Source organism: Agromyces sp. CCNWLW213 (genome assembly GCF_037199545.1).
Taxonomy (GTDB): Bacteria; Actinomycetota; Actinomycetes; order Actinomycetales; family Microbacteriaceae; genus Agromyces.
The window spans coordinates 52,659-75,107 of record NZ_JBBBDX010000007.1; the positions used below are offsets into that span (position 1 = coordinate 52,659).

Consider the following 22,449-nt stretch of genomic DNA (forward strand, 5'->3'; position numbering starts at 1 on the left):
GACGGCGGCGCCCCGACGCCACGGCCGTCAGGCGTCGCGCGTGGGGGGCCTGCCCCGCTGCGGCTCCGCGCGATCGCGCACGCGCTCGACGAGGTCGCGCCACGGCCCCGTCACCTGGCGCTCGGCGAGCGTGGCCTCATGCGGCTCGCACCGGATCCGGTACTGGTACCGGTCGGGTTCGGGCGGCGCGGGCGGGGTCTCGCCCCAAGGGAGGCGCTCGAGCAGCAGCTCCCATTCCTCGGGGTCCGGCTGGTCCTCGACGTGCACGGTCCACGTGAGGCGCAGCCCGGCGATGCCCCCGCTGCGGATGACCTCGACCTCCATGTGGCCGATGGTACTCCGCGGCTCGCGGGACGTCGCGGCCTACTCGGGATCGAGCCCCACGGCGCGCCATCCGCCCGCCACGGCCCGCGCCTCGCGCGAGCCGACGCCGAACCGGGCGCGCGCCGCCGCGTTCGTGGCGCCCGCGAACACCGCGAAGCCGTCGTCGGGACGGAGCGACCCGCCGGTGAGCGTGTCGTACCAGACGCGCCCCGCGTGCTCCCACGCGAAGCCGCCGAGCTCGACCGCGGCGAGGGCGAACGCGCGGTTCGGGATGCCGGAGTTCAGGTGCACCCCGCCGTTGTCGTCGGTGGTCTCGATGTAGTCGCGGAGGTGCGACGGCTGCGGGTCGCGGCCGAGCACGTCGTCGTCGTAGGCGGTGCCCGGTTCGATCATCGAGCGCAGCGCCCGCCCCTCGACGAGGTCGGTGAAGACGCCCTCGCCGATCAGCCAGCTCGCAGCGCCCGCATCCTGGCCCATGGCGTACTGCTCGACGAGCGCGCCGAACACGTCGGACACGTGCTCGTTGAGGGCGCCGGACTGGTCGCGGTAGCGCAGGCGCGCGGTCGCCTCGGTGACGCCGTGGGCCAGCTCGTGCCCGATCACGCTGAGCGACTGGGTGAACCCGCGGAACACCTCGCCGTCGCCGTCGCCGAACACCATCCGCTCGCCGTCCCAGAAGGCGTTGTCGTAGCGATCGCCGAAGTGCACGGTCGCCTCGAGCGGCGACCCCGCGCCGTCGATCGCGTCACGACCGAACACGCGCTGGAACAGCCGGTACGTCTCGCCGAGGCCGTCGTAGGCCTGGTCGACCGCCACGTCGCCCGTGCCGGGGTCGCCCTCGCGGCGCACGAGCCGGCCGGGCAGGGTCTGGGCGCCACCCGCGTCGGAGATGCGCCGGTCGGGCTGCGGCTCGGCGCCGGGACGGAGCGACGGCCGCTGGTCGTGCGCGGGCGGCATCGCGAACGGCGGATGCCCGCCCTCGGCACGCAGCTCGCGCAGGGGCGCGTCGTGGCGCAGCGAGCGTCGTGCGGCCTCGGCGGCGATGTCGAAGCGATCGGTCGCCTCGGCGACGCGCAGCAGGAGCCACGGCGGCACGATGCCCGCGCGGGAGCCGGCATCGCGCGGGACGGGGGTCGGCGGCATCCGGGTCATGGCTCGATGCTCGCATGCGCCGCCGACAGCATCGCGCCCGCCGGGCCGCGAGTCGCCTGCGAGTCCCGGGCGCCCGTGCCGCGGCATGGCAGGCTGGTCACGTGACCGCGACCGCCCCCGCCATCGCCGACGTGCGCACGCACCCGATCGGGTTGGTGCCCGCGTTCCTGGTGTGCGCCGCGGCGATCAGCCTGTTCGGCTTCCAGCTGAAGCTGCCGGGCTACGCGCTCCTCGCGGCCGGGCTCGTGATCGCGTGGCTCGTCGACCGCTCGGGCCGGACCGAGCGGCTCGCGGCCGACCTGCTGCTCATCGCCATCGGCCAGGTGATCATCTCGACGATGCCGCTCGAGGCCGACATCTCGTACTGGAACATGGTGCGCTTCGCCGTCGTCCTGGGCGGCGCCGTCGCGGTGCCGTACGTCGTCTCGCGGTACGTCTACGGCGATCGCGTCATCCGGTTCCCCTGGCGCACCGGCCGCAGGTGGACCCGCACCCAGTGGCTCTACCTCATCGGCGTGACGTTCGCCGGATGGCTCATCCTGCCGTTCTACTTCATCACCTCGGGCGTCTACGCGAACTGGCCGACGGTCGTCGAGCCGGACGCCATCGCCCGCCTCTTCGTCGGAGTGAACGCGGTCGGCACGTGGGACGAGCTGTTCTTCATCTGCACCGTGTTCGCGCTGCTTCGCCGGCACTTCACGACGTGGCAGGCGAACATCCTGCAGGCGATCGTGTTCGTGTCGTTCCTGTGGGAGCTCGGCTACCAGGCGTGGGGACCGCTGCTCACCATCCCGTTCGCGCTCATCCAGGGCTACACGTTCAAGCTCACCAAGTCCCTCACCTACGTGCTCGTCGTGCACCTCATCTTCGACGCGGTCGTGTTCATGGTGATCGTGTACGCGCACAACGGGTGGCCCGCGATCTTCCCGTTCGTGCCGGGCGGGGTCGCCGGCTGACCGCGGCCGGATGTCGCCAGCGACGTCACGCCGGGGCGCCCGGTCGGGGCGGGGCGCGGCGACGCGACGCGGACCGCACCGCGCCGATCCCGACCACGACGGCGGCGGCGGCGACGGCCGCCGAGAGGCCCCACTCGAGCAGCCCGGGCCGTGCCGGCGGGAACTCGGACAACGCGCCTCCGTCGCTGCGGTAGACGGTGACGGTGGAACCGACCGCGAGTCCTTCGCTGCGCAGTTCCGCTCGGCCGCCCTCCGGGAGTTCGACCGTCACGACGCGGAACGGCGCGCGCGTGCTGCCGCGGCGGTCGGCGACGAGGCGCTCCTCGACGCGCTCGTCGACCACCGCGACCCGGACCGGTTCGGCCGATGCGAGGGCGCGGGCGGTGGTCTCGCCGATCACGACGACCGCCCATCCCGCGAGCACGACCGCGAGGAGCGCGAGGACCGCGGCGGTGAGGGCCCGAGGCGGACCGCCGTCGCCGTCGACCGCTCGTCGGGCTGAGCCGGCTCCGGGATTCCGGCCGTGGCCTCGCGCCACGCCGTCCCGGTCGTCGGCCGCTCCTGCGCTCACCGCGCGACCGACGCCCCGTGCGCAGCGAGCCACTCGAGCAGCACCGCGACGTGGTTCACCTGCTCGTCGCGCGCGCCGTACACGAGGGTGACGCGCTCGTGCGCGCGGCCGGTCTCGAGCAGTGCCTCCGTCGCCGGGTTCGCGTCGAGCTCCTCGCGGTAGCGCGCCGCGAACTCGTCGAACCGGTCGCGATGGCGGTGCCATTCGGTGCGCAGTCCCGGCGATGGCGCGACGTCCTTCGCCCACTCGTCGAGCTCGGCGCGCTCCTTCGAGACGCCGCGCGGCCACAGCCGGTCGACCAGCACGCGGACGCCGTCGGCCGGCTCGGGCGCGTCGTACACGCGCTTCATCGCGAACGCCACGACGCCCTCACGAAGCGCACTCCTCGAGCCGGCTCCGGAGCTCGCCGCCTCGATCCGGTACGGGATCCGGCCGTGTCATGGTCGTGCTCGCTTCCTCGCCGATACCGCGCACGCTACGCCCGGAGCTGCGGGTCGGCAAGGAGCGATGCGGTCAATCCGGATTGCGCACGACGAGGAAGGTGCCGTCCGTGCGCCACCGCACCTCCAGCAGGTCCGTCCGGGTCGCGTCCCCCGCCACGCCGTCGCCGTCCGGATCGCGACCCGATCCGATCTCCGACGGGATCGCCGCGCGGAGGGTCATGCCGCCGCTGCGCACGCGTTCGACCGAACGGCAGTTGGCGACGATGCCGTTCGGGTCGAGGCGCACGATGAGGCAGGCCAGCGAGTTGCGGGAGACGGCGGCGTACACGTCGGCGCCCCGGATCGGGCCCGACTGCCGGAGCAGGCGCGCCACCTGCTCGGCGGGGAAGAACTGGTCGAGTCCCGCCGGAAGCGTCCCGCCCCGAAGGCCGAAGTCGCGGAACACCGCGTACGCGTCACCGGCGGGCAGGCCGTCCGCCTCGGCCAGCTCGGGGGCGACGGTCGGCGTGATCACCGCCTCGACGGTCGCCCCGCGCGGGCCGGGCTCGGCGAGGACCGCCCATCCGGCCACGATCGCGCCGCCGAGGAGCATTCCCGCGACCCCGGCGGTCACTCGGCCCGGCCGCGGGCGCGGGCGGGCGGCGCCCGGCGGGTCGGGCGCCGCCTCGTTCCCGGCGGCTCGCCCGGCTGGGCGTCCGGCGGCACGGCCCTCGGCGACGCCGGCGTCCCCGCCGGGCGGCTCGATCCGCTCCCGCGCTCCGGTCGCGCCGACGCGCGCGCGTCGTACCTGCAGGAGCCGCCACTCGCTCTCGGTGACGGAGATCGACCGCCCCGTGACCGGGTCGACGCGTTCCACGCGCGGCTCGTCGGCTCCGGCGCGGGAGTACACCCGCGCCTCCAGTTCGTCGAGCTCCTCGAGCTCCGAACGTCCGTCCTCGTCGATCGCCATGCCGCTCGCCCGGTCGTAGGCTAACCCGGATGGCCCGGCCCGGCCACGGTGCCGCGAGCCGCCGGCCGCGGCCGGACCGCGGCATCCGCTCTGCTAGACTCTTGAGGTTGCCGTGAATCGGCCGCGCATGAAGAGAGCCCAGGCACAAGGCCCCGGGCAGCGCGCAACGAAGAGGAAGGGGATCCCATCTATGGCTCTGGATGCAGACACCAAGAAGGCGATCATCGAAGAGTACGCGACGCACCCCGGTGACACTGGATCCCCCGAGGTCCAGATCGCGATCCTCACCAAGCGGATCAAGGACCTCACCGAGCACCTCAAGGAGCACAAGCACGACCACCACTCGCGTCGTGGCCTGCTGCTCCTCGTGGGTCAGCGTCGTCGTCTGCTCGGCTATCTCGCCGACGTCGACATCAACCGCTACCGCTCGCTGATCGAGCGTCTCGGGCTGCGCCGCTAAGCGCATTCCCGCGCGGCTCTCGACGACACCGCCAACTTCTTGCGAAGGCCCCCCGCCGGCTCCACGAGCCCGCCGGGGGCCTTCGTCATGTCCGCGGGGCGCGCGCATCGCATGTCCCACCCGATGTCGGGACTCCGCTCCCAATCGCCCGGGACATCCGGTGCGGGAGCGTGGGGTCTGCCGGCGGAGTTCCGCCGCAGACCACACGAACCAGGAGAACCATGACCACGCTCACCACCCCGGCCGTCGACACGGCCACGCCTCCGGTCCGCCGCACCGTCCCGTTCGGCGCCGGCCTCGCCGCCGCCACGCTCGTCCTCGGCGCCGTCGGCAACACCCTCCAGGCCGTCCTCACCCAGGTGCTCGGCGGCCGGCCCGAGACCATCGCCGAACAGGCCGCCCTCGCCGCCGAGCGCGGCGGCCTCGTCACCGCGATGTCACTCGCGGGCACGATCGCGATCCCGTTCATGGCACTGGGATTCGTCGCCGCGGCGCACCTGCTCGCGCGCCGCGCCCGTCGCACCGGGCGGATCGCGGGGTCCCTGCTCGTGCTCGGCATGTGGGGGTTCCTCGGGATCCAGATCTCCCAGCTCCTGCAGGTGATCGCCCTCCAGTCGGGTGCCGACGGCCTCGCCGCCGCGACCTGGATGCAGGGCCTCGAGTCCGTGCCGCTGCTCGGCATCGTGTTCGCGATGCCGTTCATGGCCGGCACCGTGCTCGGCATGGTGGTGCTCACCGTCGGGCTGCTCGTGAAGGGCGCCGGCGTGCCTCGCTGGATCCCGGCGGCCTGGCTGCTCTTCATCGTCCTCGACTTCACGATCGGCGCGGTCGGTCCGATCGACCCGCACTGGCTGTACCTCGCCGGCGCGGTCGGCCTGGCCGTCCACGTCGTGCGGGACGGGGCCCGGGCGTGGAAGCACGCCTGACACGCTTCGCCCGCCGCGCCTACAGTGGGCTCGTGGCCGCGAGACGTCAGCAGGGCCGGGTCGCCGTCATGGCGGCCCGGCTCCTCGCCGCGGTCGCCGTGGCGCTCGCCGCGGTCGCCGTGGCACTGCCGCTCGTGAGCGGCCTGGACTACCTCGACGAGATCGCGGGCACGCCCGAGATCGCCGTGGCGATCTCCTTCTCGGTGACCGGTGCGCTGCTCGCCGGTACCAAGCGCGGTCACCGCATCGGCGGGCTGCTGCTCGCCATCGGCGTCACCTCGGCGATCTACGCGGCGTCGGTCTCGTGGACCGCCTTCGTCCTGGGCGGCGATGCGACGGCACCGTTGCCGCCGGGCTCCGAGCTCGCCCTCGTGACCGCGTGGGTGACGGGGTGGGCCTGGCTGCCGTCGTGGTTGCTCGTCTCGACGGTGCTGCCGCAGGTCGTGCCCGACGGCCGACCGCTGCCGGGCCGCTGGTGGCGCGTGCCGCTCTGGGCCACCGCCGTCGCAGGGTGCATCGGGATCCTGTCGTTCATGGTCGCGCCCGGACCGATCGGCTTCTTCGAGGGGATCGACAATCCGTTCGCAGTGCCCGCGCTCGCCGCGGTGCTCGAGCCGGTCGTCGGGGCCCTGCAGCCCGGCGTCCTGGTGCTCGTCGCGGTCTCGCTCGCATCGGTCGTGGTGCGCGTCGTGCGTGCCGACGGGATCGAGCGCCGCCAGGTGGGCTGGTTCGGCTACGCCGTCGCGCTCGTGGTCGTGGTGATCCTGGTCGCGCCCTCGCCATGGGCCAACGCGGTCGTGCTGCTCATCCCCGTCGGCATCGCCGTGGCGACCCTCCGCTACCGGCTCTACGACCTCGACCTCCTTGTCAACCGCACCGTCGTCATCGCCCTTCTGCTGGCCGGCGCCGCGATCGCCTACGCCGCGCTCGTCGCCTGGGTGGGTGCGCTCGTCGGCACGTCCGAGGGCATCGTGCCGTTCGTCGCGGCCTTCGCCGTGGCGCTCGCCTTCCACCCCGCGCGCATCCGGCTCCAGCGGTTCGTCGACCGGCTCTTCCACGGGTTGCGCGGCGACCCGTATGCGCTCCTGCGCGACCTCGACCGGACCCTACGGGAGGCGGACTCGCCGCGCGAGGCGCTCTCCCGTGCGGCGGCGCAGGTGCGCGCCGGACTGCGGCTCCCGGGCGTCGGCCTCGTCGTGCCGCTTCCGAGCGGCGGGGAGGTCCGCGAGCAGTCGGGCGAGCTCACCGAGGCGCCGGCCGTCATCCCGCTCGAGCTGCACGGTCGCCAGGTCGGCGAGCTGCTCGCCGCGCCACGCGACGCGCGATCGACCGCGATGGACGCCGCCGACACCCGGGTCCTGCAGGCGCTCGCGGGGCCGCTCGCGTCGGCCGCCTACGCCCTCCGGCTCTCGGGTGACCTCGAGGACTCGCATCGGCGGCTGCTCGCGGCGCGCGAGGACGAGCGGCGCAGGCTGCGCCGCGACCTCCACGACGGCCTGGGCCCGCAGCTGGCGGGCCTCGTCATGGGGCTCGACGTGGTCCGGTCGGCGCTCTCGCGGGGCGACGCCGACCGCGCCGGCGAACTCGCCGTGCGCACCGGAGCGCAGGCCCGAGCCGCCGTCGAGGACGTCCGTCGGCTCGTGCAGGGTCTTCGGCCGCCGGCGCTCGACGACCTCGGGCTCGTCGGCGCGCTGCGCGCCACCGGCCTCGCCGCCGCCGAGGGGGGTCCGCGGGTGACGATCGAGGCGGAGGGGCTGCTCGACGGCCTGCCCGCCCTCGTCGAGGTCGCCGCCTTCCGGATCGCCACGGAGGCGATGACGAACGCGGTGCGGCATGCGGACGCCGGCGCCATCGACGTGCGGCTGCGCGCGACCCCCGACGCCCTCGAGGTCCGCATCCAGGACGACGGATCGGGCATGCGCCCCGGCGCTGCTCCGGGCGTCGGCCTCGCCTCGATGCGCGAGCGTGCGGCGGAGCTCGGCGGATGGTGCGCCGTCGAGCCGTCGGAGCGCGGCACGCTCGTGCGCGCCCACCTGCCGGTCACGCGGGAGCCCGTGCCGTCCGGTGGGGAGGCGGCATGACCGCCCCGGTCGCCGGGCTCCGGGTCGTCATCGTGGACGACCATCCGATCTTCCGGCAGGGCCTTCGGACCCTGCTCGAGGACCTCGGCGTGGAGGTCGTGGCGGAGGCGGCGGACGGCGAGGGCGGGGTCACGGCGGTCGTCGAGCACGGGCCCGACCTCGTGCTCATGGACCTGCAGATGCCCGGCGTCAGCGGTGTCGAGGCGACCCGGCGCCTGGTGGATCTCATGCCCGAGGCGAAGGTCGTGGTGCTCACCATGGTCGATGACGACCAGGCGGTGTTCGCCGCAGTGCAGGCGGGTGCGGTCGGCTACCTGCTGAAGGGAGCGGGACAGGAGGAGATCGGCCGGGCCCTCGCGTCCGTGGCGGCGGGACAGGCGGTCTACGGACCGGAGGTGGCGCGTCGCCTGCGCTCGTTCTTCACGGGCAGGGCCGCCGCCGGCGCTTCGGCGGTCCCGTTCCCGGGCCTGTCCGACCGCGAGCGCGAGGTCCTCGGCCTCATCGCGGAGGGGGCCTCGAACGCCGACATCGCCCGCCGGCTGTTCCTGTCCGACAAGACGGTGCGCAACTACGTGTCGAGCATCTTCGCCAAGCTCGGGGTGGACTCGCGGGCGGCGGCGATCGTCACCGCGAGGGAGGCCGGGCTCGGGTCCTGACCGGCTGTCAACCCGTTGAGCGGCCCTGCCGGTCCCCGTAGCGTCGGGCGGGTCCGATGACGACGAAGGGGGAGTCGCATGGCCGAACGACTCGATGGCAGGAAGGTCGCGTTCCTCGTGACCGACGGGTTCGAGCAGGTCGAGTTCACCGAGCCGTGGGAGGCCATCGAGACCGCCGGCGCCGACGTGGACCTGGTGTCGCCGAAGGAGGGCACCGTGCGAGGGATGCACCACGTCGATCAGGGCGACGAGTTCGAGGTCGACCACCTGGTGACGCACGCCTCGGCCGATGTGTACGACGCGCTCGTGCTGCCCGGCGGCGTCGTGAACGCCGACCACCTGCGCATGGACGAGGCGTCGGTCGCCTTCGCCCGCGGCTTCTTCGCGCAGCACAAGCCGGTCGCCGTGATCTGCCACGGCGCGTGGATCCTGGTGGAGGCCGACGTGGTCCGAGGCCGCACCATCACGTCGTACCCGTCGCTCCGGACCGACCTCCGCAACGCGGGCGCCGACTGGGTCGACGAGGAGGTCGTCGTCGACCAGGGCCTCGTGTCGAGTCGCGATCCCGACGACCTGCCCGCGTTCATCGCCAAGGCGATCGAGGAGATCGCCGAGGGGGAGCACGCCGGCCAGACGACCTGATCGGCCGGGCGGGCACTGAGCGGATGCCGCGGGCATGGGGTTGCCCGCGGCATCCTCATGCCCGGGCGCGGTGGGCGCGTGCGGCCATCCGGTTGCCGCAGCGCGTGCTGCAGTAGCGCCGCGAGGCGTTCTTCGACAGGTCGACGAACACGCCGGTGCAGTCGTCGGCGTCGCAGCGCGCGAGCCGTCGGGTCTCGTCGGCGCGGATGACGTCGACGAGCGCCATGGCGCCCTCGACGAGCATGCGCTCCGCGAGGGGCGACTCCTGCGAGACGGCGTGGATGTGCCAGTCGAGGTCGTCGTGCCGCATGAGGCGCGGCGTCGCATTGGTCTCCTCGAGGATGGCGTTCACGGCGTCGACCATGGCGTCGCGCTCGAGCGTCCACAGGTCCCGGAGGCGAGTCCGCACGGCTCGCACCTCGTCGAGCTCGCGGCGGTCGCCGTCGCGTCGCCCGGAGAACCCCCACTCGTCGAGGAGCGCGCGGAGCCGGGCCGCCGTGGCGAGTTCGTCCTCTCCCGATTCGGACGCGCCCGGCACCGTGTCGGCCACCGCCGCCATGAAGCCCAGGGCCGCCGTCGTGTCAGCGGTGAAAATCATTTGACTCCTGACTCCCTGTCGAGTACCGTCACGAGCATAACGTCGTTCGGTCCTGACGGGGACGAAATGCGGGAACGTGTGGAGGAGGGGCTCGTGCGGGCATCACGGGGGATCGTCGGCATCGCGCTCGGGCTCGGCGCGGGGCTCGCGTTCGGCGCCGGCGGCGTGTTCGTCAAGCCGCTCCTCGAGAGCGGCTGGTCGCCCGGCGCGGCCGTGCTCGCCCGCATCTCGATCGCCGCCGCGCTCCTCGCCGTCCCGGCGCTCATCGCGCTCCGATTCGACCTGCGGCCGCTGTGGCGGGCGCGCTGGACCGTCCTGCTCTACGGCCTCGTCGCCGTCGCGGCCGTGCAGGTCGCGTTCTACGCCTCGCTCGAGCGGATCCCCGTCTCGATGACGCTCCTGATCGAGTACCTCGCCCCGATCGCGCTCGTGCTGTTCGCCTGGGTCCGCACCCGGCGGATGCCGCAGCTCATCGTGCTCGGCGGGTCGGTGCTCGCGATCGCGGGCCTCGTGCTCGTGATCGGCCCGGGCGGCGGCGACCTCGACGTCCTGGGCCTCGTCTTCGCGGCGATCGCCATGATCGGCGTCTGCGTCTACTACGCGATGGGGGAGCGGGCCACGGAGCAGCTCCCTCCGGTCGCGCTCATCGCCGCGGGCTTCGTCGTCGGAGCGGTCGCGCTCGCGCTGGCCGGACTCGTCGGCCTCATGCCCATGGAGGCGACGTTCACCGACGTGGCGTTCCTCGGCGGCACGGCGCCGTGGTGGGTGCCGCTGCTCACGGTGGGCGCGGTGTCGACGGCCTTCGCGTACTCGGCGGGCCTCGCGGCCATCCGCATGCTCGGATCGCGCCTGTCGTCCTTCCTCGGCCTGTCCGAGGTCGTGTTCGCCGGCATCGTCGGCTGGATCCTCCTCGGCGAGGCCCTCGGCCCGGTGCAGGTGCTCGGCGGCGTGCTGATCCTCGGCGGCATCGTGCTCGTCCGCATGGAGCGCGAGCGCGACGTCGCCCCGGTCGCGCTCGACCTCGACCTCGTCCCGGTGACCGAGGGAACCCCGGCGGATCCGCCCGCCGACCGCCGCGGCACCCGCGTCGGCGAGCCCGCGTAGGCTTCGGCCATGCGCTTCGGACTCGTCATCCTGCCCCAGTACGAGTGGCCCGCGGCGGCCCGGCTCTGGCGTGACGCCGAGCGGCTCGGCTTCGACCACGCGTGGACCTACGACCACCTGTCGTGGCGCGGGCTCGCAGGGGAGCGGTGGCATGCGACCATCCCGACGCTCACGGCTGCCGCCACGGTCACCGAGCGCATCCGCCTGGGCACCTTCGTCGCGAGCCCGAACTACCGCCACCCGGTTCCGTTCGCGAAGGACGTGGCCACCCTCGACCAGATCGCCGGAGGGCGCGTCGTCCTGGGCCTCGGCTCGGGCGGCACGGGCTTCGACGCGCGCGTGCTCGGCCAGGGCGAGCTGACCGCGCGGGAGCGATACGACCGGTTCCGCGAGTTCACCGAGGCGCTCGACCTGCTCCTCCGGTTCGAGCGCGGATCGGGCGAGGGCATCTCGTACTGGGGCGACCACTTCTCGGCCGATGCGGCGCGCATGGTCGGCGAGCCGGCCCAGGCCCCGCGCATGCCGTTCCTCATGGCTGCGAACGGGCCGCGGTCGATGCGGCTGGCCGCGCGGTTCGGCTCCGGGTGGGTGACGACGGGGCCGCAGGCCGAGACGGATGCCGCGTGGTGGGCGGGCGTCGCCGAGCTCGCGGCCCGACTCGACGAGGCCTGCGCCGCCGAGGGGCGCGACCCGGGCGACCTCGACCGCGTGCTGTCGCTCGACGACGACGCGCGGTACTCGATGGCGAGCGTCGACGCGTTCGAGGACGCGGTGGGCCGCGCGCGCGAGCTGGGCTTCACCGATGTCGTCGCCCATCGACCGCGGGAGCACGGGCTGTACGCCGGCAGCGAGGCCGTGCTCGACGAGATCGGTTCCCGGCTCGACGCCCTGCGATGACGGATGCGCGGCCGGCGGCGCGCCGGCCCGCGGGTAGCCTGTCGTGGTGCCCGCGCCCCGCTACGTCCACCCGCTCCGCTGGGAGCCCCTGCCCTACTTGGTCCTCCTCGTGCTGCTCGTCCTCACCGGCGTCATCCGACCGGAGTCCGGGCCCGCGTTCGTCGCACTCGTGGCGGCGATCCTGCTCTCGGGCATCTGGCTCGTGAGCCTGCTCGTCCGGGAGCGGCGCACGCGCAACCCGGACACGATGGGCGACCTGTCGGACCTCGAGGGGCTGGACGTCGTCGACGCCCCGTCGGCGGGCCGCGAGGTGCGCACCGTCGTCTCCGTGGCGGACGCGGAACGGCACCAGGCCGCCATCGAGCTCGCCCGGCTCCACGGCGGGCCGGAACAGCAGGCCGTGCTCGTGCCCCGCGCCCGGCGGTGGCTGTCGCCGCGGCACCGGATCGGCGTGCAGCTCGTGGGCGACGGGCGGCCGCGCCACGCGGGCTTCGTCGGGGAGGCGTCGGACGCCACGTGGCGCGACCGGCTCGATGCGCTCGCGCAGACCGGTCGGTACGCCCGCGTGCCGGCCCGGATCGAGGGTGCGGCGCGGCCGTTCCGGGTCGAGCTCGACCTCAGCGGGCTGCCCGACGCCCTCGACGCCGATCGGGGCGACGCACCGGCCTGATCACCGGGCCGACCGACTGACGAGTCGCCCGGACGGGTGCCGCCCATACGGGGGACTCGAGGGAATGTCAAGACTGTTTCTTCCCGTCTCCTGCGACATAGGGTCGCGGCGGAGGGTCGTCGACGAGGACGTCCCCCGAGAAGGAGAGACGATGTACCGATCTGCAAGGCTTTCCCGCCGCGCCACGGTGCTCGCGACCGCGACATCCGTGGTCGGAGCACTCGCGCTGGTGCCTGCGGGCGCCGCCCTGGCCGCACCCCCTGCGAAGGTGTGCGACACCAGGAACAACAACACGATGGACAAGCTGCTGTCGTGCGTCAGCGCCGAAGGTGCGATGGAGCACCAGGAGGCGTTCCAGGCGATCGCCGACGAGTTCGGCGGCAACCGCGCCGCCGGCACCGAGGGCTACGAGGCGAGCGTCGACTACGTGGTCGACACGCTCGAGGCCGCCGGGTGGAGCGTCACGATCGACGAGTTCCCGTACATCTACGTCGGACCGTCGACCCTGCAGCAGCTCACGCCGGTCAACGCCACCTACCCGACCGGGCCCTTCACCGGCACGGGCTACGGCGACGTCACCGGCGCGGTGACGGCGGTCGACGTGCAGCTCACGACGCCGAACACCAACACGAGCGGATGCGACGCGGCGGACTTCGTCGGCTTCCCGGCCGGCAACATCGCCCTCGTCCAGCGCGGCTCCTGCAACTTCTCGATCAAGGCGCTGAACGCCGAGGCGGCCGGGGCCTCCGCAGTGATCCTCTTCAACGCGGGCGACTCCACCGCCGCCGACCGCAACAACCTGATCGTCGGTACCCTCGGCGGCACCGACATCGTCGACATCCCGGTGGTCGGTGCCAGCTTCCAGCAGGGCGTCGCACTCGCGCAGCAGAACTCGACGGCTCGCGTGATGGTGCCCGAGCCCGTATCCCGTCCGCAGAAGAACGTCATCGCCGAGAAGACCGGCGTGAACGACGACAACGTCGTGATGGCGGGCGCGCACCTCGACTCGGTCCAGGCCGGTGCCGGCATCAACGACAACGGCAGCGGGTCGGCCTCGCTGCTCGAGCTCGCGCAGCAGATCTCGAAGCTCGAGCCGGAGAACACCATCCGCCTCGCATGGTGGGGCGCCGAGGAGTCCGGCCTGATCGGCTCGGAGGAGTACGTCGCCGAGCTCAGCCAGGAGGAGCGGGACCGCATCGCGCTGTACCTGAACTTCGACATGGTCGCCTCGCCGAACTACATCTTCATGGTGTACGACGGTGACGAGTCCGGATGGGACGCGCCGGCCGGCGTGCCGATCCCCGAGGGCTCGGTGCAGATCGAGGACTTCTTCGAGAGCTACTACACGTGGGCCGGCGAGCCCTACGACGACGCGCAGTTCAGCGGTCGCAGCGACTACGACGCCTTCATCCGCGTGGGCATCCCCTCGGGCGGCCTCTTCACCGGCGCCGAGGTGCCGAAGACCGAGGAGCAGGCGGCGATCTGGGGCGGCACCGCGGGTGCGTCGTACGACCCGTGCTACCACCAGGCGTGCGATGACATCGACAACCTGAACATGCACGCGTTCGACGTCAACATCGACGCGATCGCGGCGGCGGTGCTGGCCTTCTCGTACACGACCGAGGCCGTGAACGGCGTCGCCGGCGAGCCGGTTCCCGCCGGGTTCTCACTGCCGGTGCCGGCCGGCCCCGAGGGCACGGTCAACCAGCCGCAGGGCGGCGGACTCGAGCACGACCACGACCACGAGCCCACCGAGCTCGACTGATCCGGTCTGCCCGAACCACCCAGGGGGCCCGTCGCGAGAGCGGCGGGCCCCCGCACGTGCGCCAGACTGAACGCGTGCAGACGATCGTCAAGCGCCGCGAGGATGCACCTGCCGGGTTCTTCGAGGCGGAGGCCGCCGGACTCGGCTGGCTCGCCGCCGCCCGCGGCGTGCGGGTCGCGCAGGTCGCGGCCGTCGGCCCCGGACGGATCGAGCTCGAACGCATCCCTGAGGGCCGGCCCGACCGCTCCGCCGCCGCGGCGTTCGGACGGGACCTCGCGCGCACGCACGCCGCCGGGGCGGCCGCGTTCGGTGCGCGACCCGACGGGTGGAGCGGCCCGCTGTTCATCGGGCGGCGGCCCATGCCCTCGGCCCGCGAGTCGACTTGGGGCGCCTTCTACGCGCGCGACCGCGTGCTGCCCTTCCTCCCGATCGCCGAGGGCGCGGGCAGCCTCACGGCGGCCGAGTCCGGCCTCGTGCGCCGGGCGGCCGAGCTGATCGCCTCGGGAGCGTTCGACGACGACGAGCCGCCCGCGCGCCTCCACGGCGACCTCTGGAACGGCAACGTCCTGTGGTCGCCCGACGACGTCGTGCTCATCGACCCCGCCGCCCACGGCGGCCACCGGGAGACCGACCTGGCCATGCTCCAGCTGTTCGGCTGTCCCTTCCTGGCCGACATCCTGACCACGTACGATCGCGCGGCGCCGCTGCGAGACGGATGGCGCGAGCGCGTCCCGCTGCACCAGCTCCATCCGCTCGCCGTGCATGCCGCCGGCCACGGTCGCGGCTACGGGCTGGCCCTGTGCGACGCCGCGGAGGCCGTGCTCGGCCTCTCGTGACCACGGCCGAGGTCGGGAATAGTGGAGGGGCGGCATCCGTTGGCCATCATTGCATGCGAATGTATGCAAAACCGGATCGGCCCAGGAGGGCGAGGAACATGCAGTTCGGAATCTTCACCGTCAGCGATATCACCCAGGACCCGACCACGGGCCGCACGCCGAGCGAGGCGGAGCGGATCCAGGCCACGCTGACGATCGCCAAGCACGCCGAGGAGGTCGGGCTCGACGTCTTCGCGCTCGGCGAGCACCACAACCCGCCGTTCTGGTCCTCCTCCCCGACGACGACGCTGGCCTACATCGCCGGTCAGACCTCCACCCTGCAGCTCTCGACCGCCACGACGCTGATCACGACCAACGATCCCGTGAAGCTCGCCGAGGACTACGCGATGCTGCAGCACGTGTCGGGCGGTCGCGCCGACCTCATGATCGGCCGCGGCAACACCGGCCCCGTGTACCCGTGGTTCGGCAAGGACATCCGCCAGGGCCTGCCGATCGCCATCGAGAGCTACGAACTGCTGCACCGCCTCTGGCGGGAGGACGTCGTCGACTGGTCCGGCCAGTTCCGCACGCCGCTGCAGGGCTTCACCTCGACCCCGCGACCCCTCGACGGCGTCCCGCCGTTCGTCTGGCACGGCTCGATCCGCACCCCCGAGATCGCCGAGCAGGCCGCGTTCTACGGCGACGGCTTCTTCGCCAACCACATCTTCTGGCCCGCCTCGCACACCCAGCGCATGATCGCGCTGTACCGCCAGCGCTTCGAGCACCACGGCCACGGCACCGCCGCGCAGGCGATCGTGGGCCTCGGCGGGCAGGTGTTCATGCGGAGGAACTCGCAGGACGCCGTCGACGAGTTCCGCCCGTACTTCGACAACGCGCCGGTCTACGGACACGGCCCGAGCATGGAGGACTTCACGCAGCAGACCCCGCTCACGGTCGGCAGCCCGCAGGAGGTCATCGACCGCACGCTCGGCTTCCGCGACTACGTCGGCGACTACCAGCGCCAGCTGTGGCTCATCGACCACGCCGGCCTGCCGCTCAAGACGGTGCTCGAGCAGCTCGACCTGCTGGGCGAGGAGGTCGTGCCGGTCCTGCGCCGCGAATTCGCGAAGGACCGCCCGGCCGACGTGCCCGACGCGCCCACCCACGCGTCGCTCGTGAAGGCGAAGTACGGTGACGGCGCCCCCCGCCAGGCGACCCCCCGGGCCAATCGCGGCGACAACCTGACCGCCGGCTCGCCCTACCAGGACGCCGCGCCCGCCGCGGCGGCGCAGGGCGCCGCCTTCGGGCTGGCCGCGACCCGGACGGCGGGTGCGCGATGACCGCCAAGCGCATCATGGTCGTCTCGTCGGGCCTCAGCACGCCGAGTTCGACCAGGCAGCTCGCCGACCGCCTGGCCGGCGACGCCGTCGGCGTCCTCCGGGAGCGCGGCGTGGAGGCCGAGGTCCGCACCGTCGAGCTGCGCGACCTCGCGCACGACATCACGAACCACCTGCTCACGGGCTTCGCGCCGCCGAAGCTCGAGGAGGTGCTCGAGCAGCTCGCCTCGGCCGACGGCCTCATCGCGGTGACGCCGATCTTCTCCACGAGCTACGCGGGCCTGTTCAAGTCGTTCATCGACGTGCTCGACCCGCAGGCGCTCACGGACCTGCCCGTGCTGATCGGCGCGACCGGTGGCACGCCCCGGCACTCGCTCGCGATCGACTACGCCATCCGGCCGCTGTTCACCTACCTCCACGCCATCCCGGTCACGACGGGCGTGTTCGCGGCGACGGGCGACTGGGGCGGCGGGGACGGCGTCCGGTCGCTTCCCGAGCGGATCTTCCGCGGCGCTCGCGAGTTCGCCGAACTGGTCGAGCGCACCGACCGGAGCGAGCGCGTCAACGACCCGTTCTCGCTCGACCGGCCGATGGGACACCTGCTGGGCGGGCTCGCCGGGGAGTAGCCCCGGCGGCGCGCGCGCACGGGCGGGAGGCGAGGGCCTCCCGCCCGTGCGTCGCCGACGCGGGCGGGGCGGGTCAGTCGTCGAGCACGAAGGTGACCTCGAGGGTCACCGACCACTCGATGATCCGGTCGCCGTCGACCTTCACCTTCTGCTCCTTGACCCATGCGCCCTTGACGTTCCGGAGCGTCTGGGCCGAGCGGGCGATGCCGACGGCGACGGCGTCGTCGAAGCTCGTCTCGGAAAACGCGGTGATGGTGGTGACGCGTGCGACGGATGACATGGCGTTCCTCCTCGAACGTTCCGGGGACGCACCGGACGATGACCCCCACCGCCCATCTTGCGCGCCTCGGCCGCTCACCGCGAGGGTTTCCCGAGCGGATGCCGCGGCAGGGCACCGCGCGCCGCCGGGCCCGGCTAGGTCACGACACGCCGGGCTGGTAGGCTCGCCGAGGGTGCCCGTGCGGCACCCGCTCAAATCAACATGAGCTCGCGCCCTCCCATGGGCGCGCGACGGAGCAGGCCGGCAGGAAGCTGGTCCCCTGTGGTGGCTTACCAAGCGAGAGCTTGGTGGACTTCTACTGGTGGCCAGCGCTGGCGGGTCGGACGACCCGCTGAGATCTGCCTGTTCCCTGCTCCTTGTCCACATCGCGCGCGTCCGCGTGCGCGACGTACGAACAAAGGAGAGAGACCTCTTGGAAGGTCCTGAAATCACGTTCGCCGAGACCGTCATCGACAACGGCAAGTTCGGCACCCGCACCATCCGCTTCGAGACCGGCCGACTCGCGCAGCAGGCGCAGGGCTCGGCGGTCGCCTACCTCGACGACGAGACCATGCTGCTCTCGGCCACGTCGGTGTCGAAGCAGCCGAAGGAGCACTTCGACTTCTTCCCGCTCACGATCGACGTCGAGGAGCGCATGTACGCCGCGGGCCGCATCCCCGGCTCGTTCTTCCGCCGCGAGGGCCGTCCCTCCACCGAGGCGATCCTGACCTGCCGTCTCATCGACCGCCCGCTGCGCCCCTCGTTCGTCGAGGGCCTGCGCAACGAGGTCCAGGTCGTCGTGACCGTGCTCGCCATCGAGCCCGACGAGCTCTACGACGTCCTCGCGATCAACGGCGCCTCGCTCTCGACGCAGCTGTCCGGCCTGCCGTTCTCCGGCCCGGTCGGCGGCGTGCGCGTCGCCCTCATCGACGGCCAGTGGGTCGGCTTCCCCAAGCACTCGCAGCTCGAGGACGCGGTCTTCAGCATGGTCGTGGCCGGCCGTGTCGTGACCGAGGCCGACGGCTCGCAGGACGTCGCGATCATGATGATCGAGGCCGAGGCGACCGACAACGCCTGGAACCTCATCCAGGCCGGCGCGGTCAAGCCCGACGAGACCGTCATCGCGCAGGGCATCGAGGCCTCGAAGCCCTTCATCAAGCAGCTCGTCGAGGCGCAGCAGGAGGTCGCGAAGACCGCCGCGAAGCCCACCGCCGACTACCCGACCTTCCCGCCCTACCAGGACGCGACGAAGGCCGCCGTCGAGGAGCTCGCGCTCGAGGAGCTCAAGGGGATCTACCAGATCGCCGGCAAGGTCGAGCGCCAGGACGCCGACGACGCGCTCAAGGCGCGCGTCAAGGAGGCCGTCGCCGCCAAGGTCGAGGCCGGGGAACTCCCCGAGTCGGCCAACGGCGAGGTGTCGGCCGCCTACAAGTCGGTCACCAAGCACGTCGTGCGCTCGCGCGTGCTCGCCGAGGGCGTGCGCATCGACGGCCGCGGCCTGGCCGACATCCGCCCGCTCGACGCCGAGGTGCAGGTCATCCCGCGCGTGCACGGCTCCGCCATCTTCCAGCGCGGCGAGACCCAGATCCTGGGCGTCACCACGCTGAACATGCTCAAGATGGAGCAGCAGATCGACTCGCTGAGCCCGGTCACCAAGAAGCGCTACATGCACAACTACAACTTCCCGCCGTACTCGACGGGTGAGACGGGCCGTGTGGGTTCGCCCAAGCGCCGCGAGATCGGCCACGGCGCGCTCGCCGAGCGCGCCCTCACGCCCGTGCTGCCCACGCGCGAGGAGTTCCCCTACGCCATCCGCCAGGTCTCCGAGGCGCTCGGCTCGAACGGCTCGACCTCGATGGGCTCGGTCTGCGCGTCCACGCTGTCGCTGCTGAACGCGGGCGTGCCGCTCAGGGCGCCGGTCGCGGGCATCGCGATGGGCCTCATCTCCGACACCGTCGACGGCGAGACCCGCTACGCGGCGCTCACCGACATCCTCGGTGCGGAGGACGCACTCGGCGACATGGACTTCAAGGTCGCCGGCACGTCCGAGTTCGTCACCGCGATCCAGCTCGACACGAAGCTCGACGGCATCCCCGCCTCGGTCCTCGCGGGCGCGCTGACCCAGGCGAAGGAGGCGCGCACCACGATCCTCCAGGTGCTGAACGCCGCGATCGACGGACCCGACGAGATGGCGCCCACCGCGCCGCGCGTCATCAGCGTGCAGATCCCGGTCGACAAGATCGGCGAGCTCATCGGCCCCAAGGGCAAGACGATCAACGGCATCCAGGACGACACGGGCGCCGAGATCTCCATCGAGGACGACGGCACCGTCTACATCGGCGCCACGGACGGCCCGACGGCCGAGGCGGCGCGGGCCGCGGTCAACGCGATCGCGAACCCGACGAACCCCGAGATCGGCGAGCAGTTCCTCGGCACGGTCGTGAAGATCGCCGCGTTCGGCGCCTTCGTCTCGCTGCTGCCCGGCAAGGACGGCCTCCTCCACATCTCGGAGGTCCGCAAGCTCGCCGGCGGCAAGCGCGTCGAGAACGTCGAGGACGTCCTCGGCGTCGGCCAGAAGATCCTCGTCGAGATCACCAAGATCGACGACCGTGGCAAGCTCTCGCTCGCTCCGGTCATCGCCGACGAGGCCGACTCGGCCGTCACCGAGACCGAGCGGGTGCACCCCGTCGAGCCCGCCGAGGGCGCCGACGCGTAAGCGCCTCGTTCCACGCGGATGCCCGCCCCGACTCGGTCGGGGCGGGCATCCGTCGTCTCGGCGGCCTCGGGGTGGCCGATCTCGCCGGCTACATCGAGGGGAAGGTCGCCGAGCGGATGGTGCGGTCGCGCTCCGCGGTCGCGGCCTCGGCGGCCGCGCGGCCGGCTGCGCGTCGCAGCAGACGGTCGCGGTCGGTGCGTCGTGCCGCCCGGCGGCGGCCCCAGCGCGCGAGGGCGAGCCCGGCGCGCACGGCCCACTGCGCGGGGCGGCCGGCGGCGGGGGAGAGGGTGAGGGTGTTCATGGCGTGGACTCCTTCGGATGCTCGTCGGTGGTTTCGCCGCGGACGAGCGGGAACGCGTTGACGTGGATCTGCACGGGGCGCGACCCCGGCGAGGGGGTGCGCTTGTAGGCCGAGATGTACCTCGCGAGCACCGTGTCGATGTCGGCCACGAGCGAGTGCAGCTGCTCGGGCGTGAGCCGGAGGTTGATCGTGTCGGACGTGGCGATGTCGAGCCACTCAGGGCCGAACACCTGATGACCCTCGGCGACGAACTCGTGGTAGTTCTGCTCGCGCGACCGGTTCCACTCGTCCTCGACGAGACGTACGGCGAGCCGCTCGGCACTGCCAGGAGGCAGGGACCGCGAGTCGGGGATCGCGACGGACCCGGGGCGGCGCTCCCACCAGCGCTCGCGGCCCTTTCCGCGGGTCTCGTCCTCGCGCACGAGCCCGGCCCGCTCGAGCTGCCTGAGGTGGTAGCTCGTCGCGCCGCTCGACTCGCCGAGGCGCTCGGCCAGGCCGCTCGCGGTGAGGGGGCCGTAGGCGGAGAGCTCGTCGTAGATCCTGACGCGGAGGGGGTGCGCCAGGCTCTTCAGGCTGCTGGTGGGCAGCACGTGGTCGACGAACGGGTGCTGCGTGCTGCTCGGCTGGGCGTCGATCTCGTCGCCGGGGTGCTCATCCATATTGCAAAGGTACCGCTGCAAAGAAAGGTTTGCAAGGATTTCTTTGCATCACTTCCGTTGCATGTCCGCGTGGTGCGCAGGACCGGGCGGCACAGCGCTCACGGGCCGGCGGGGCGTGCCGTCACCGCCGCCGCGAGCCGCTCCTCGGCTCCCGGGGCCGAGGCGAGATAGAGCATCGGCTCGATGAGCTCCAACTCGAGCACGGCGAGACGCCCCTCGCGTCGCACGAGGTCGAACCGGGCGTAGTCCAGGTCGAAGGGGAGCCGTGCCGCGAGCTCGCGGACGGCGCGGAGGTCGGCCGCTGCCGGCTCGTGCGCCTCGACGGTGCCGCCGTAGATGCCGTGGGCGCGGAAGTCGCCCGTCGCCGGCCGCTTCCGGAGCACGTGGCTCACCTGGCCCCCGATCACGACGTACGAGAACTCGCCCTCGCCGACCACGTCCGGCACGAACGGCTGCACGAGCGAGTCGCCCTCGGTGCCGCGCAGGTGCGCCGCGAGACGCGTCGCGGGCACTCGCGTCACGCCGCCGCCGCCGACCCCGACGGCGGGCTTGACGACGAGCTCGGTCCACCGTGCCGCCTCGACCGCGCGCACGGCGGCGTCCGCGTCCGCCGCCGCAGCCCTGACGGTCGGGACGACGGGCACCTGCCGGGTAGCGAGGTCGTCGAGGTAGCGCTTGTCGCTGTTCCAGCGGATCGCGTCGAGCGGATTCCGCACGCGGCATCCGCTGCGCTCGATGCGCTCGAGCGCAGCGAGGAACTCGGGCAGCCGGTCGACGTAGTCCCACGTGCTGCGGACCACCGCGAGGTCGAACCCGCTCCAGTCGACGTCAGCGGACCACGCGACGGGCACCGCGTCGACGCCCCGGCGCTGCAGGGCCGCGATCAGCCTCCGGTCGTCGTCGAACAGCGCCTCGACCTCCGGGATCTCCCACGTCACGAAGCGGGGGAGCCGTTCGCAGCGGAGCACCGCGACGCGCACCGCGCATCACCCCGGACGGCCGAGCAGCGGCGCGAGCCGGTACGGGATGAGCTCGCCCATCGCGAGCGAGGTCTCGGTGCGCTCGACGCCCTCGATCGCGAGGATCTCCTCGTCGATGCGGAAGAGGTCGTGCGCATCGCGGCAGACGACGCGGACGAGCAGGTCGACCTGCCCCGACAGCCCGTGCGCCTGGATCACCTCCGGGATGCGCGCGAGCTCGCGCACCACGTCGGAGAGGACCTTCTGCCTGGCGTGCACCGAGACGAACGCCTCGAGCGGATACCCGAGCGGCGCCGGGTCGATGCTCCGCTCGAACGACAGGAACGCGCCGGATGCCTCGAGCCGCGCCATGCGTGCCTGCACCGTGTTGCGGCTCATCTTGAGCCGGTCCGCGAGGGCCACCGCGGTCGCGCGCGGGTCGTCGGCGAGCGCCTTGAGCAGCGCGCGGTCGACCGCGTCGTACCCGTTCATAGCGCCACACGTTAGCACCCCGCCCCCGGCGTGCACCATGCAATCTGCGCAACGCGTCCGTGCTTGCTTGAGCCGATTGCAAGATCGTCGT

Annotated in this window: 25 protein-coding genes; 14 read left to right on the forward strand and 11 right to left on the reverse strand. The window is 72.8% G+C overall.

Annotated features, from left to right (window positions below; all coding sequences use genetic code 11):
- Window positions 1–27: 27 nt before the first annotated feature.
- Together WBQ80_RS13500 and WBQ80_RS13505 are read right to left on the reverse strand one after the other, a co-directional pair.
- Entirely contained in the window at window positions 28–324 is a 297-nt protein-coding gene (locus WBQ80_RS13500; RefSeq protein ID WP_336572863.1) for a protealysin inhibitor emfourin, read from the reverse strand.
- 39 nt (window positions 325–363) lie between these two features.
- On the reverse strand, window positions 364–1,476 hold the full coding sequence (locus WBQ80_RS13505; protein ID WP_336572862.1) for a M4 family metallopeptidase: 1,113 nt from the start codon (window positions 1,474–1,476) through the stop codon (window positions 364–366).
- Window positions 1,477–1,577: 101 nt separating this feature from the next.
- Between WBQ80_RS13505 and WBQ80_RS13510 the strand changes: the two genes are divergently transcribed.
- Window positions 1,578–2,432 (forward strand): CPBP family glutamic-type intramembrane protease, encoded by an 855-nt coding sequence (locus WBQ80_RS13510; protein ID WP_336572861.1) that lies wholly within the window; start codon window positions 1,578–1,580, stop codon window positions 2,430–2,432.
- A 25-nt stretch (window positions 2,433–2,457) separates the two neighbouring features.
- Here the strand turns inward: WBQ80_RS13510 and WBQ80_RS13515 are convergent, their stop codons facing one another.
- From WBQ80_RS13515 to WBQ80_RS13525, 3 genes are all read right to left on the reverse strand, one after another.
- On the reverse strand, window positions 2,458–3,003 hold the full coding sequence (locus tag WBQ80_RS13515) for a hypothetical protein (protein ID WP_336572860.1): 546 nt from the start codon (window positions 3,001–3,003) through the stop codon (window positions 2,458–2,460).
- Window positions 3,000–3,365 carry a DUF488 domain-containing protein gene (locus tag WBQ80_RS13520; protein ID WP_337282580.1) on the reverse strand — a complete coding sequence of 122 codons (366 nt, stop codon included), beginning with the start codon at window positions 3,363–3,365 and terminating at the stop codon, window positions 3,000–3,002. Before WBQ80_RS13520 ends, WBQ80_RS13515 begins: the two co-directional genes overlap by 4 nt.
- Before the next feature lie 151 nt (window positions 3,366–3,516).
- Window positions 3,517–4,395, reverse strand: a complete 879-nt coding sequence (locus tag WBQ80_RS13525; protein ID WP_336572858.1) for a hypothetical protein — start codon at window positions 4,393–4,395, stop codon at window positions 3,517–3,519.
- Window positions 4,396–4,585: 190 nt separating this feature from the next.
- Between WBQ80_RS13525 and rpsO the strand changes: the two genes are divergently transcribed.
- From rpsO to WBQ80_RS13550, 5 genes are all read left to right on the forward strand, one after another.
- Window positions 4,586–4,855 (forward strand): 30S ribosomal protein S15, encoded by a 270-nt coding sequence (gene rpsO, locus WBQ80_RS13530; protein ID WP_067946678.1) that lies wholly within the window; start codon window positions 4,586–4,588, stop codon window positions 4,853–4,855.
- A 221-nt stretch (window positions 4,856–5,076) separates the two neighbouring features.
- Window positions 5,077–5,781, forward strand: a complete 705-nt coding sequence (locus WBQ80_RS13535; RefSeq protein WP_336572857.1) for a hypothetical protein — start codon at window positions 5,077–5,079, stop codon at window positions 5,779–5,781.
- A gap of 32 nt (window positions 5,782–5,813) precedes the next feature.
- Entirely contained in the window at window positions 5,814–7,862 is a 2,049-nt protein-coding gene (locus WBQ80_RS13540) for an ATP-binding protein (protein WP_336572856.1), read from the forward strand.
- Window positions 7,859–8,518: a response regulator transcription factor gene (locus WBQ80_RS13545; protein ID WP_336572855.1), complete on the forward strand. Its 660-nt coding sequence runs from the start codon at window positions 7,859–7,861 to the stop codon at window positions 8,516–8,518. Before WBQ80_RS13540 ends, WBQ80_RS13545 begins: the two co-directional genes overlap by 4 nt.
- Window positions 8,519–8,596: 78 nt before the next feature.
- On the forward strand, window positions 8,597–9,160 hold the full coding sequence (locus WBQ80_RS13550; RefSeq protein ID WP_336572854.1) for a type 1 glutamine amidotransferase domain-containing protein: 564 nt from the start codon (window positions 8,597–8,599) through the stop codon (window positions 9,158–9,160).
- A gap of 55 nt (window positions 9,161–9,215) precedes the next feature.
- Here the strand turns inward: WBQ80_RS13550 and WBQ80_RS13555 are convergent, their stop codons facing one another.
- Entirely contained in the window at window positions 9,216–9,758 is a 543-nt protein-coding gene (locus WBQ80_RS13555) for a CGNR zinc finger domain-containing protein (protein ID WP_336572853.1), read from the reverse strand.
- A gap of 93 nt (window positions 9,759–9,851) precedes the next feature.
- On the opposite strand from WBQ80_RS13555, the gene WBQ80_RS13560 reads away from it, so the two are divergent.
- The 7 genes from WBQ80_RS13560 to WBQ80_RS13590 all read left to right on the forward strand — a co-directional run bounded on the left by WBQ80_RS13560 (window position 9,852) and on the right by WBQ80_RS13590 (window position 16,972).
- A complete protein-coding gene (locus WBQ80_RS13560; RefSeq protein WP_336572852.1) occupies window positions 9,852–10,862 on the forward strand; it encodes an EamA family transporter in 1,011 nt (336 codons plus the stop codon).
- Window positions 10,863–10,871: 9 nt separating this feature from the next.
- Entirely contained in the window at window positions 10,872–11,759 is an 888-nt protein-coding gene (locus tag WBQ80_RS13565) for an LLM class flavin-dependent oxidoreductase (protein WP_336572851.1), read from the forward strand.
- A gap of 46 nt (window positions 11,760–11,805) precedes the next feature.
- A complete protein-coding gene (locus WBQ80_RS13570) occupies window positions 11,806–12,429 on the forward strand; it encodes a hypothetical protein (protein ID WP_336572850.1) in 624 nt (207 codons plus the stop codon).
- A gap of 151 nt (window positions 12,430–12,580) precedes the next feature.
- Window positions 12,581–14,194, forward strand: a complete 1,614-nt coding sequence (locus tag WBQ80_RS13575) for a M28 family peptidase (protein WP_336572849.1) — start codon at window positions 12,581–12,583, stop codon at window positions 14,192–14,194.
- 74 nt (window positions 14,195–14,268) lie between these two features.
- Complete coding sequence (locus WBQ80_RS13580; protein ID WP_336572848.1) at window positions 14,269–15,030, forward strand: fructosamine kinase family protein; 762 nt, start codon at window positions 14,269–14,271, stop codon at window positions 15,028–15,030.
- A gap of 98 nt (window positions 15,031–15,128) precedes the next feature.
- Complete coding sequence (locus WBQ80_RS13585; protein WP_336572847.1) at window positions 15,129–16,349, forward strand: LLM class flavin-dependent oxidoreductase; 1,221 nt, start codon at window positions 15,129–15,131, stop codon at window positions 16,347–16,349.
- Window positions 16,346–16,972: an FMN reductase gene (locus tag WBQ80_RS13590; protein WP_336572846.1), complete on the forward strand. Its 627-nt coding sequence runs from the start codon at window positions 16,346–16,348 to the stop codon at window positions 16,970–16,972. Before WBQ80_RS13585 ends, WBQ80_RS13590 begins: the two co-directional genes overlap by 4 nt.
- 73 nt (window positions 16,973–17,045) lie before the next feature.
- Here the strand turns inward: WBQ80_RS13590 and WBQ80_RS13595 are convergent, their stop codons facing one another.
- Window positions 17,046–17,252, reverse strand: coding sequence for a dodecin family protein (locus WBQ80_RS13595; RefSeq protein WP_336572845.1), 207 nt, complete (start codon window positions 17,250–17,252; stop codon window positions 17,046–17,048).
- A gap of 412 nt (window positions 17,253–17,664) precedes the next feature.
- On the opposite strand from WBQ80_RS13595, the gene WBQ80_RS13600 reads away from it, so the two are divergent.
- Entirely contained in the window at window positions 17,665–19,947 is a 2,283-nt protein-coding gene (locus WBQ80_RS13600; RefSeq protein WP_336572844.1) for a polyribonucleotide nucleotidyltransferase, read from the forward strand.
- Between the two features lie 88 nt (window positions 19,948–20,035).
- Here the strand turns inward: WBQ80_RS13600 and WBQ80_RS13605 are convergent, their stop codons facing one another.
- The 4 genes from WBQ80_RS13605 to WBQ80_RS13620 all read right to left on the reverse strand — a co-directional run bounded on the left by WBQ80_RS13605 (window position 20,036) and on the right by WBQ80_RS13620 (window position 22,358).
- Window positions 20,036–20,248, reverse strand: coding sequence for a hypothetical protein (locus WBQ80_RS13605; RefSeq protein ID WP_336572843.1), 213 nt, complete (start codon window positions 20,246–20,248; stop codon window positions 20,036–20,038).
- Window positions 20,245–20,907: an ArsR/SmtB family transcription factor gene (locus WBQ80_RS13610; protein WP_336572842.1), complete on the reverse strand. Its 663-nt coding sequence runs from the start codon at window positions 20,905–20,907 to the stop codon at window positions 20,245–20,247. The genes WBQ80_RS13605 and WBQ80_RS13610 overlap by 4 nt, the downstream gene beginning before the upstream one ends.
- Before the next feature lie 98 nt (window positions 20,908–21,005).
- Entirely contained in the window at window positions 21,006–21,887 is an 882-nt protein-coding gene (locus WBQ80_RS13615) for an ATP-grasp domain-containing protein (RefSeq protein WP_336572841.1), read from the reverse strand.
- A 6-nt stretch (window positions 21,888–21,893) separates the two neighbouring features.
- Entirely contained in the window at window positions 21,894–22,358 is a 465-nt protein-coding gene (locus WBQ80_RS13620; RefSeq protein ID WP_336572840.1) for an Lrp/AsnC family transcriptional regulator, read from the reverse strand.
- Between the last annotated feature and the right edge of the window lie 91 nt (window positions 22,359–22,449).